A 7,694-nucleotide genomic window follows, 5' to 3' on the forward strand; every position below is an offset into this window, starting at 1 on the left:
GGAGTACAACATGACCGTAACATTTAATCAAGGCGGCTTTGCCGAAACCAGTGGCGAAATCATCGTGTATTGCATTGACAACCAAGGTATTTACAGCCACAGTACAACCGAATATGTGAACGAAGGAGGCAGCCTTTCCGCAGGCAGTTATTTAGATGCACCGCCGCAAGCCAAATCAGGCTTTGTGATTGTACGACAAGATAACGGCTGGGGTTATGTTGCGGACCATCGCGGCACATATTACAACATAGAAACAGGTAAGCAGGCAGAACACACGGAACTGGGGGAACTGCCGCAAAACTTAACCAAAATGAAACCGCTTGATGTGCCTTGTAAGTGGGATGGTTCGCAATGGGTGAAAGATGAAGCCAAACAAGCCGAACTCAATGCCCACACCTTACAGCAGCTCACCGAAAGCATTGATAACAAAGCGACCACGATTTACACCACGTGGACACGCTTCGAATCAGAATATAAGGCCCGTCAAGCGGCGGCAGAAGCTTTCAAAGCCGCAAATTATCAGGGTGAACCAAGCATTTATATCACCAGCTTTGCCGTGCCTGCAGGCGTGGATAACAAAACCGCCACCGACATTATTTTGCAACAAGCCGCAGGATTACAAAAACTGCAAGACCACTTGTCGGTATTGCGTATGCGTAAATATGAGTTAAAACACCCCGATTTAACCACCGCCCAAATGCAGGCAATCCACGACGATATTATCAAGCAAATGGATGATTTAATGGAGGCATACCAAAATGGCTAACTTGTATTTAGCTCTCTACAAACACAAACGCAGCTGGCGAAAAGAACCCATTAAAGCCTTGGCTGATGCCGCCACACGATTTTTCACGAAAGGTGTTTATTCACACTGCGAAATTGCCGTGCAACGCATTGAGTTTACCAATGGGCATCATTATGAGCATGCGACAGTATATGACTGCTATTCTTCATCGGTGCAAGATGGCGGCGTGCGTTGCAAGCAAATTGATGTGTCCAATAATACTAAATGGGATTTAATCCCACTCAACGATGTCACCGAAGCACAAATCAAAGCTTATTTTGACCGCACTTCGGGCTGTAAATACGACTGGTGGGGAGCGTTAGGTATCGTGCTGGGTATCAAACAAAAACGCTCAAAATATTTTTGCAGCGAATGGTGTTTTAATGCGATTTGCGGTGGGGAAAATGGCTGGCGGTTTAGTCCGAATCAGTTGGCGACAATGTTTAAGAAAGGGAAAATTTAATGATTGAAACAATAAACAAAAATCAAATAATTTCGGCAAGCAAGCAAAGTGTAGTACAATTTAAACAAGCCCCACTACCTTTTGTGGGGCAAAAACGGATATTTTTGAAACATTTTGAGACTATTCTCAATGAAAACATCGAAGACGATGGTGAAGGCTGGACGATTATTGATACATTCGGCGGTTCGGGCTTATTAAGCCACGCAGCCAAAGCGATTAAGCCAAAAGCTCGTGTCATCTACAATGATTTCGACGGCTATGCAGGGCGATTAGCACATATTGATGACATCAACGCCTTGCGTTTACAATTATTTGCGGCAGTTGGCAACGCTACGCCCCAAAAAAAACGAATGCCAAAGGAATTAAAGGCAGAATGCGTCAAAATCATTCAAAACTTCAAAGGGTATAAAGATTTGAATTGCTTGGCGAGTTGGTTGCTGTTTAGCGGGCAGCAAGTAACGACCATTGATGAGCTATTCCAAAATGATTTCTGGCATTGTATTCGCCAGTCAGATTATCCAAAGGCGGATGGTTATTTGGATGGTGTAGATATTGTGCGGGAGTCATTCCATACGTTGCTACCGAAATTTGCGGATAATCCCAAAGCGTTGTTTGTGTTAGATCCGCCTTATCTCCGCACCAAACAAGAAAGTTACAAGCAAGCTACGTATTTTGGCTTGATTGAATTTTTTCGACTGGTCAATATCTCCCGACCACCTTATATTTTCTTTAGCTCAACAAAATCCGAGTTTGTGCGGTTTATTGAGTACATGCAGGAGGATAAGGTCGATAACTGGCAAACCTTTGATAATGCGAAACGAATTGTAGTCAATACCTCAGCAAGCCATTCAGGTAAGTATGAGGATAATATGGTTTACAAGTTCTAAACTGTAAAATTTAAACGCCCTTTAATGATGATTTAAAGGGCGTTTTTGTTTGGTTTAAATTTGAGGTTTATTTTGCATAATAGTTTAATTGTTTATGCAAAATAAATTTCGATTTTATGCAAAAAGATTCGCGAACTTATATGTAGGACCTGCTTTTTTCTCTTCTGGTTTTCTCACTTTATTAAGTGCCTTAATCATCATAAAGATTGCAAAAGCAATAATAATGAAATCGATCACATTCTGAATAAACACACCGTAGTTTAAAGTAACAGCTGGAACATCGCCTTGTGCTTGAGCTAATACAAATTTCATATCTTTAAAATCAATGCCACCCGTTAAAATACCAAGAACAGGCATAAAAATATCACTAACAAGTGAACTTACGATCTTACCAAACGCACCGCCGATAATCACACCGACAGCCATATCTACAACATTACCGCGCATTGCAAATTCGCGAAATTCTTTAATAAAACTCATAATAATTTTTCTTTTAGAGATTGAATAAAAGAGCGCCTATTATAATTATAATGAGTCACTCTTAAAAGTAAATAAATCGTTAAATGAAGAATGCACTTGGCTGGAACAATTTTTCAATTTCAGGCACATTCTTCTTATCACTCAAATAAATCACCACATGATCGCCTTCTTCAATCACAACTTGGCGTCGTGCAACAATTACATCATTTCCACGCAATAAAGCACCAATAATTGTCCCCATAGGCAAACGCAGCTCACCAATTTTGCGCCCGACCACATTGGAGGTGCTTTCATCACCATGCGCGACAATTTCAATAGCCTCAGCAATACCATGTCGTAATGTAGCCACATTTTTCACATCCCCTTTACGAACATGACCAAGCAAAGCAGAAATTGTCGCTTGTTGTGGTGAAACTACAATATCAATACTTCCACCTTGAATCAGGTTTATATATGCAATTCGTTGAATCAGCACCATTGCTTTCTTGGCACCCAAACGTTTTGCCAATAAAGCAGACATAATATTCGCTTCATCATCACTACTCAATGAAAGGAACACATCGACATTTTCAATATGCTCTTCAAACAATAAATTTTGATCAGACGCATCACCATAAAAAACCAAGGTTTTTGAAAGTTTTTCAGCTAGCAAATTAGCCCGTTCTTCATCACGCTCAATTAATTTTACAGTACAAACATTTTCCAAACATTTCGCTACGCCAGCGGCAACATTTCCGCCCCCAACAATCATTACACGTTTATAAGGTTTTTCTAAGCGTTGAAGTTCACTCATTACCGCTTTTATGTGCTCAGTTGCACAAATGAAAGTAATTTCATCACCGGCCTCAACAATAGTAGAACCCTGCGGGCGAATCGGTTTGCCGTTACGCAAAATAGACATAATACGGCAATCAATATGTGGCATATGTTCACGAAATGCGGAAAGCGCATATCCAACCAAAGGACCACCATAATAAGCTCTTACCACAACCATGCTAATACGATTATTAGCAAAATGGGCAACTTGTAATGCTCCTGGATAAGCAATTAAGCGTGTAATTTCATCTGTTACAAGATTTTCAGGCGAAATCAAATGATCAATAGGTACATTCTCATCATTGAATAACTTATCTTTTTCACGTAAATATTCTGAATTACGGATACGGGCAATACGCGTTGGTGTATTAAATAATGTATAGCCCATCTGGCAGGCTACCATATTGATTTCATCAGAGGCTGTTACGGCAACCATTAAATCTGCATCAGCCGCACCTGCATCACGAAGCACTTTTGGTGATGATGGCGAGCCTTGCACCACACGCAAATCATGCTTTTCTTGTAAGGCTTGTAACTGTGGAGACTCGTTATCAACGAGTGTGATATCGTTATCTTCACTAACCAAATTTTCGGCAAGCGTTGTTCCTACCTGACCTGCGCCCAAAATGATGATTTTCATTATCGCCCTCCCTTATGATGCTCGTTTAAGTAATTTCGCATAATAGAACCCATCACCACTATTTGGTTGTGGAATGAATTGAAAACCTACCGCACTTTTATCATCACTAAAGGGTAATGGCAATAACTCCGCATCCACGCGAGCATTTAAAAAAGCTTGAATTTGTTCGCAATTTTCTTCTGGCAGTACAGAACAAGTCGCATAAAGCAAAACACCGCTTGGCTTCAGTTTTTCCCAAAGCGCACTCAGGATTTTCTTCTGTAATTCAACGAGCTGAGCGATATCGGTTTCTTTACGTAACCATTTTATATCGGGGTGGCGTCGAATCACTCCTGTTGCAGAACAAGGTGCATCAAGTAAAATTCGGTCAAATTTCACCGCACTTTTACCGATTTCAGCTAACCATTCGTCAGGTTGACTCGCATCACCACACACCACTATCGCTTGCTGATTTAAACGTTCAAGATTTTCTTCTACTCGTTTTAAGCGATGAGATTCTACATCTAATGCAATCACATTAGCTTGAGGTGCCAATTCCAAAATATGAGTTGTCTTACCGCCCGGTGCAGCGCACGCATCAAGGATCCACTCCTCATTTTTTGGCTCAAGCAACGTTGCCGCCCATTGTGCACTCAAATCTTGTACCGTAACCGCCCCTTCTTCAAAGTGCGGTAATTTTTGCACAGCAATCGGTATATCTAAACATAGCGCATTAGGATGATGGCTTGTTTTCGAAGAAACACCTTGTTCTTCAAGTAAAGTGCGGTAAGTTTCGAGGGCGTTTTTTTGTGAATTCACACGTAGCCACATTGGTGGTTTCTGATTGTTCGCCTCAATAATCTCACGCCAATTCGGATAGGCTTTTTTTAATTTATTCACGAACCATTCAGGGTGAAGCGTTTGCCAATTTTTATCGATAATTGCCAAAATTTCACCTTGCTCACGTAAAAATCTACGCAAAACCGCATTCACTAATCCTCTAAAACTATCAGATTTTAATAATTTTGTTGCATTCACAACTTCATCAACTGCCGCATGAGCAGGCACTCGCATATAAAGCAATTGGTATAACCCTACAAGTAACAGACAATGAACAATTCGAGTTTTACCTTTAAGCGGTTTATCCACAAGACGTTTGATAATTTGCTCTAAGCGAGGCAATACTCGACACACGCCAAAACAAATTTCTTGTAGCAAGGGCAAATCTTGGGCTTTTACAGAAAGTTGCACTTCTGGAATTAACGCCGACAAGGATTTGCCTTCATCTAATACTTGCAAAATTAAGTTTGCTGTAATAGCCCTGGTCGAAAGTGCGGTCATTTTTACTGAATTTTTTGCTTTGATTGTTTTAGAAGAAAATTTTTTCATTATGCAAGCACCTTACCAATAGTAAACCATTCTGCACGGCCATTTAATAAATCTTGTGCAGACATAGGCTTTTTACCTGCAGGTTGTAATTGCAATAAGTTTAAGACGCCATCGACAGTCGCAATTTGAATGCCATTTTTATCCGCACTTAAAATAGTTCCCGCTGGTTTATCTTGATGAGGCAAAACTTCCGCTTGATACACTTTTAAAGTTTGTGCATTGCCATCCTTATCTTCTGTTGAAAAATAAGCAATCGGCCAAGGATTAAAAGCACGAATATTACGTTCAAGCTGTATTGCAGGAAGCGACCAACCTAATTGAGCCTCTTCTTTAGAAAGTTTTTCTGCATAATTGCTTTGGCTGTCATCTTGTTTTTCGGCTATAAATTTACCGTTTTCAAGATTATCTAAAACATCGATTAATGCCGATGGAGCAAGCTCTGCCAGTTTGTTATAAAGACTTGTTGAAGTTTCAGTCGGTAAAATATCACAATAGACCTTGTGTAACATATCACCTGTATCTAAACCCTCATCCATTTGCATAATGGTTACACCAGTTTGTGCATCACCAGCCCAAATTGAGCGCTGAATGGGTGCCGCTCCTCGCCAACGAGGAAGAATAGAACCATGCACATTCAAACAACCTAAACGAGGGGCGTCTAATACAGCTTTCGGTAAAATTAATCCATAAGCGACAACAACCATTACATCTGCATTTAACGCTTTTAATTCGGACTGCGCCTCTTCTTTGCGTAAGGATTTTGGTTGATAAACAGGAATTTGATGCTGTTCTGCTAATTGCTTTACAGGACTCGCTTGCAATTTTTTACCGCGGCCAGCCGGTTTATCAGGTTGAGTATAAACAGCGATCACGTTATGTTGAGAATTTAGAATGGCTTGTAAATGCTGTGCAGCAAAATCTGGCGTACCAGCAAAAATAATATTAAGTGATTTCATAATGTTCTACGTTATGGCGATTGATAGGAAGTAGGGTGGGCTTCAGCCCACCATTTTTTGAAATGATTGGTGGGCTAAAGCCCACCCTACGTTTTAGCTTTTCGCAATCTGCTTCTTGTATTTAATCAACTTTTCTTTAATGCGCTGGCGTTTAAGTGGGGAAAGGTAATCAACAAATAAAATGCCATTTAGGTGATCGATCTCGTGTTGAATACAGATCGCAAGCAAACCATCCGCATCTAACGTAAATTCTTTACCATCACGATCTAACGCTCTCACTGTCACTTTTTCTTTACGAGGAACCAACGCACGGAACCCTGGAATGGATAAACACCCCTCTTCAATTCCCGTTTCTCCTTCAGAAGCCAAAATTTCAGGATTAATCAAGACAAGCTGATTTTTTTTATCACCTTCAACATCAATAGTAATAATACGTTGCAAAATATCTACTTGAGGTGCAGCTAAACCAATACCTTCCTCTTGATACATCGTATCAAACATATCATCAACAATTTTACGAATTGCATCATTAACTTCAGTAACAGGCTCACAAACAACCTTTAAGTGATCATCAGGATAAATTAATACATTAAGTGCGGTCATAATTTCTCTTGTTTTTAAGGGTAGAATTTTAGCGGGATTGTAACACAGCTAATAAAACATTTATAGGAATGTGACTTCATATGAGTTGAAAAATCACTTACTTATTGAAAATTAAAATTAGACTCTTATTTCTTTAATATTATGAATAAATTATAAAAAAACAAAAACCCCAAGCTCTTCAGCCTGGGGTTCTTCTCTTTTATTCTGTTTTACTTTATTCTATTTATTTTAAATAGATAGATTCAGATATATATTTGGTAACCTGGCGGTGCCCTACTCTCACATGGGGATGCCCCACACTACCATCGGCATTACAGCGTTTCACTTCTGAGTTCGGTATGGTGTCAGGTGGTTCCACCGCACTATCGCCGCCAGGATAATTCTTTGATAACTTGTCTTTTCTCTTCTATCTCTCGCTACTCAGTACTTACTCTACCTTTCACTCGTTCTTATTGGCCACAAGCTGAACGTTTAGTTAATTTCTTTTACTCTGTTTTCCAAAAACACTTGAGCGTTGTATAGTTAAGCCTCTCGGGCAATTAGTACAGGTTAGCTCAATGACTCACATCACTTACACACCCTGCCTATCTACGTCTTAGTCTTAAACAACCCTTACAATCTATAAGATTGGGAGAACTCATCTCTTGGCAAGTTTCGTGCTTAGATGCTTTCAGCACTTATCTCTTCCGCACTTAGC

General features: G+C 40.0%; 8 protein-coding genes and 2 rRNA genes. 3 read left to right on the plus strand and 7 right to left on the minus strand.

Annotated features, from left to right (window positions below; translation table 11 throughout):
- Nucleotides 1–10 precede the first annotated feature (10 nt).
- Genes DV415_RS08735 through DV415_RS08745 form a run of 3 tightly spaced genes read left to right on the plus strand, consistent with a single transcriptional unit; the run spans nucleotide 11 to nucleotide 2,134 of the window.
- The gene (locus DV415_RS08735; protein WP_118790896.1) at nucleotides 11–766 is read left to right on the plus strand and encodes a hypothetical protein; all 756 of its coding nucleotides are present in this window, start codon (nucleotides 11–13) and stop codon (nucleotides 764–766) included.
- Nucleotides 759–1,247 carry an enoyl-CoA hydratase gene (locus DV415_RS08740; protein WP_118790895.1) on the plus strand — a complete coding sequence of 163 codons (489 nt, stop codon included), beginning with the start codon at nucleotides 759–761 and terminating at the stop codon, nucleotides 1,245–1,247. Before DV415_RS08735 ends, DV415_RS08740 begins: the two co-directional genes overlap by 8 nt.
- Nucleotides 1,247–2,134, plus strand: coding sequence for a hypothetical protein (locus DV415_RS08745; protein WP_118790894.1), 888 nt, complete (start codon nucleotides 1,247–1,249; stop codon nucleotides 2,132–2,134). Before DV415_RS08740 ends, DV415_RS08745 begins: the two co-directional genes overlap by 1 nt.
- A 114-nt stretch (nucleotides 2,135–2,248) precedes the next feature.
- Here the strand turns inward: DV415_RS08745 and mscL are convergent, their stop codons facing one another.
- The 7 genes from mscL to DV415_RS08780 all read right to left on the minus strand — a co-directional run.
- Nucleotides 2,249–2,614, minus strand: coding sequence for a large-conductance mechanosensitive channel protein MscL (mscL, locus tag DV415_RS08750; protein ID WP_118790893.1), 366 nt, complete (start codon nucleotides 2,612–2,614; stop codon nucleotides 2,249–2,251).
- Between the two features lie 79 nt (nucleotides 2,615–2,693).
- Nucleotides 2,694–4,070: a Trk system potassium transporter TrkA gene (gene trkA / locus DV415_RS08755; protein ID WP_005633005.1), complete on the minus strand. Its 1,377-nt coding sequence runs from the start codon at nucleotides 4,068–4,070 to the stop codon at nucleotides 2,694–2,696.
- Between the two features lie 12 nt (nucleotides 4,071–4,082).
- Complete coding sequence (rsmB, locus tag DV415_RS08760) at nucleotides 4,083–5,438, minus strand: 16S rRNA (cytosine(967)-C(5))-methyltransferase RsmB (protein ID WP_118790892.1); 1,356 nt, start codon at nucleotides 5,436–5,438, stop codon at nucleotides 4,083–4,085.
- Nucleotides 5,438–6,394 carry a methionyl-tRNA formyltransferase gene (fmt, locus tag DV415_RS08765; RefSeq protein WP_118790891.1) on the minus strand — a complete coding sequence of 319 codons (957 nt, stop codon included), beginning with the start codon at nucleotides 6,392–6,394 and terminating at the stop codon, nucleotides 5,438–5,440. Before fmt ends, rsmB begins: the two co-directional genes overlap by 1 nt.
- 93 nt (nucleotides 6,395–6,487) lie before the next feature.
- Nucleotides 6,488–6,997 carry a peptide deformylase gene (def, locus tag DV415_RS08770; protein WP_118790890.1) on the minus strand — a complete coding sequence of 170 codons (510 nt, stop codon included), beginning with the start codon at nucleotides 6,995–6,997 and terminating at the stop codon, nucleotides 6,488–6,490.
- 260 nt (nucleotides 6,998–7,257) lie between these two features.
- Nucleotides 7,258–7,373, minus strand: a 5S ribosomal RNA gene (rrf, locus tag DV415_RS08775).
- A 142-nt stretch (nucleotides 7,374–7,515) separates the two neighbouring features.
- Nucleotides 7,516–7,694, minus strand: a 23S ribosomal RNA gene (locus tag DV415_RS08780); the annotation flags it as partial.

This window comes from Haemophilus haemolyticus, assembly GCF_003490595.1.
In the GTDB taxonomy this organism is placed as follows: Bacteria; Pseudomonadota; Gammaproteobacteria; order Enterobacterales; family Pasteurellaceae; genus Haemophilus; species Haemophilus haemolyticus_L.

Coding starts and splice junctions, on each gene's coding strand:
- rsmB (WP_118790892.1), bottom strand. CDS start 5,438: ATGAAAAAATTTTCTTCTAAAACAATCAAAGCAAAAAATTCAGTAAAA.
- def (WP_118790890.1), bottom strand. CDS start 6,997: ATGACCGCACTTAATGTATTAATTTATCCTGATGATCACTTAAAGGTT.
- fmt (WP_118790891.1), bottom strand. CDS start 6,394: ATGAAATCACTTAATATTATTTTTGCTGGTACGCCAGATTTTGCTGCA.
- mscL (WP_118790893.1), bottom strand. CDS start 2,614: ATGAGTTTTATTAAAGAATTTCGCGAATTTGCAATGCGCGGTAATGTT.
- DV415_RS08740 (WP_118790895.1), top strand. CDS start 759: ATGGCTAACTTGTATTTAGCTCTCTACAAACACAAACGCAGCTGGCGA.
- DV415_RS08735 (WP_118790896.1), top strand. CDS start 11: ATGACCGTAACATTTAATCAAGGCGGCTTTGCCGAAACCAGTGGCGAA.
- trkA (WP_005633005.1), bottom strand. CDS start 4,070: ATGAAAATCATCATTTTGGGCGCAGGTCAGGTAGGAACAACGCTTGCC.
- DV415_RS08745 (WP_118790894.1), top strand. CDS start 1,247: ATGATTGAAACAATAAACAAAAATCAAATAATTTCGGCAAGCAAGCAA.